This window comes from Deltaproteobacteria bacterium (assembly GCA_026712905.1).
Lineage (GTDB): Bacteria > Desulfobacterota > Binatia > UBA9968 > JAJDTQ01 > JAJDTQ01.
The window spans coordinates 1-1,925 of the sequence record JAPOPM010000258.1 but is presented as its reverse complement, the minus strand read 5'-3'; the positions used below and the strand labels follow the sequence as shown (position 1 = coordinate 1,925).

Genomic DNA, 1,925 nt, shown 5'->3' with positions numbered 1-1,925 from the left:
GCTCCCGAAGTTCTGTATTTCATCACATACAAGCCGGACCTCCTGCACCAGTTCGACCCCCAGTCCAGGGAACGCGCCTACCCGTGCCCGAGGACATGGGAGTTTACCTCAAACATCCTGAAGCACCGGAACGGCCTCGATCCGGCGGTCGAGCGGGCGCTCTTCCGGGGCGCGGTGGGGGAGGCCGCGGCGGTGGAGTTCTCGGCGTTCCTGAAGGTGTGGCGGGAGCTGCCCCATCCCAGGGCGGTGCTCGCCGACCCCGGGAACGCGGACATCCCGGAGAACGCAAGCGCCCTGATGGCGCTCTGCGGTTCACTCTACCGGCTCGCGACAGACGTGACCATGGACGCCATCGTCACGTTCGCGGAGCGGCTCAGGCGGGAGGTGGGAGAGTCGCTGGTCGGGGCGTGCGTGCGCCGGGACCCGGCGCTCCAGCGCTCGCCCGCCTTCATCCGCTGGGCCGCGGCCAGGACCCGGTGAGGGAGGAAGCTCATGCACTGGATGATGGCTCACTACCCCGCGGGCTGTGCCAACTCGCGCGAGTACGCCGCGCGGGCGCGCAGCCCCGAGGCCGCCAGGCGCAAGCTTGCCCTGGCTATCCGGGTCCCCTTGTGGACCGTCAGGTAGCCACGAAGGAGGAACCCATCATGGACCTCAACAGAGATGCCATGCTGGTCGGGCTGCGCATCAGAGCCTGGTCCGGCCGGCTCTACGACCGCGAGGCGAGCGACCACGTCGCCGCCCACCACGACGCGAGTTCAAGCGCAGGCCGATACAATAAACGGCTCTTACCCAAGGCTGCCCTGGCCGCGCTCAACGCCACCATGAACGAAACGCGCATTCAGCATTACGCACAATCGCTGCCCTGGGACGACAAGGGCTCGCGGCTGCTCACCGTGGACAACTATGAACACTACACCGGGATCATGGACGCCCTCCGGGAGCGCCTGGTGCGCCAGCGGGCACGGTTCATCGAGGATTACGACGACTACGTGGAACAGGCCCGGCTCGATTTGGGCAAGCTCTTCCGGATCGGGGAGTATCCATCGAAGGAGGATCTCCGGGACAGGTTCTCCATCCGCTACCGCATCGCGCCGGTGCCCGACGCGGATCACTTCATCGCCAAGCTCGCCTCGGACGACACCGACCGCGTGAAGCGCGACATCAAGAGCCACATCGAGGAACAACTCCACGACGCCGTGGGCGATCTCTACCGGCGTCTGGCAGAGGCGGTGGAGCGGGTTTCAGAGCGTCTGAACGAGGATGGGGATGGCAAGCCCCTGGTGTTCCGGGACACCATGATCTCCAACATCCGAGACCTGGTGGATGTTGTTCCCCGGCTCAACATCTTCGGCGACCAGAGGCTCGCGCGGCTCTGCCAGCAGGTGAAGGACAGGATCGCGGGCGTGGAGCCGGATTCGCTCCGCCCTTCCAGGACCTTCGACCCCGTGGTCCGGAACCGGGTGAAGCGCGACGCGGACGCGCTGATGGAACAGTTCGCCGGTTACTTCCCGGCGCAACGGGTCGAACCGGCGCGGGAGGTGGCGTGATGGCCGCGAACGTCCTCAGCGAATCGGCGCTCCGTATGAGCGACTGCGTGACCGAACTCCTGCGCAAGCAGCCCTTCTTCGGGAGCCTCGTCCTGAGACTCCCGCTCCGCGCCGATCCCACGCGCCGGACGCTTGCGAGCGACGGACGGGAGATCCGGTACTCGCCCGACTGGGTGGCGGAGACCGACGCGCACCTGATCGAGACCGCCATGGCGCGGGTGGTGATGGCATGCGCCTTGAAACACCACACCCGCCGGGGCGAACGGGCCCCGGAACGCTGGCAGACGGCCTCGCAACTCGTCACACACGCGCTCTTGCGCGATGCCGGCTTCACGCTCCCGCCCGACGCCGAAGCCTGGGAGGACCTGAGCGTGG

The 1,925-nt window shown here is 67.1% G+C and carries 4 protein-coding genes; all 4 read left to right on the top strand.

Going from position 1 to position 1,925, the window contains the following annotated elements:
- On the top strand, window positions 1-480 hold a 480-nt coding region (locus tag OXF11_21555), incomplete at its 5' end, for a MoxR family ATPase (protein ID MCY4489676.1).
- A 12-nt stretch (window positions 481-492) separates the two neighbouring features.
- A complete protein-coding gene (locus tag OXF11_21550; protein MCY4489675.1) occupies window positions 493-627 on the top strand; it encodes a hypothetical protein in 135 nt (44 codons plus the stop codon).
- Between the two features lie 20 nt (window positions 628-647).
- The gene (locus OXF11_21545; GenBank protein ID MCY4489674.1) at window positions 648-1,550 is read left to right on the top strand and encodes a hypothetical protein; all 903 of its coding nucleotides are present in this window, start codon (window positions 648-650) and stop codon (window positions 1,548-1,550) included.
- Window positions 1,550-1,925, top strand: a 376-nt coding sequence (locus tag OXF11_21540) for a hypothetical protein (GenBank protein MCY4489673.1), incomplete at its 3' end; no start/stop codon positions are given. The genes OXF11_21545 and OXF11_21540, both read left to right, overlap by 1 nt.

Excerpts from the sequence above, each read along its gene's own strand:
- OXF11_21550 (MCY4489675.1), top strand. The coding sequence starts at position 493 with ATGCACTGGATGATGGCTCACTACCCCGCGGGCTGTGCCAACTCGCGC.
- OXF11_21545 (MCY4489674.1), top strand. The coding sequence starts at position 648 with ATGGACCTCAACAGAGATGCCATGCTGGTCGGGCTGCGCATCAGAGCC.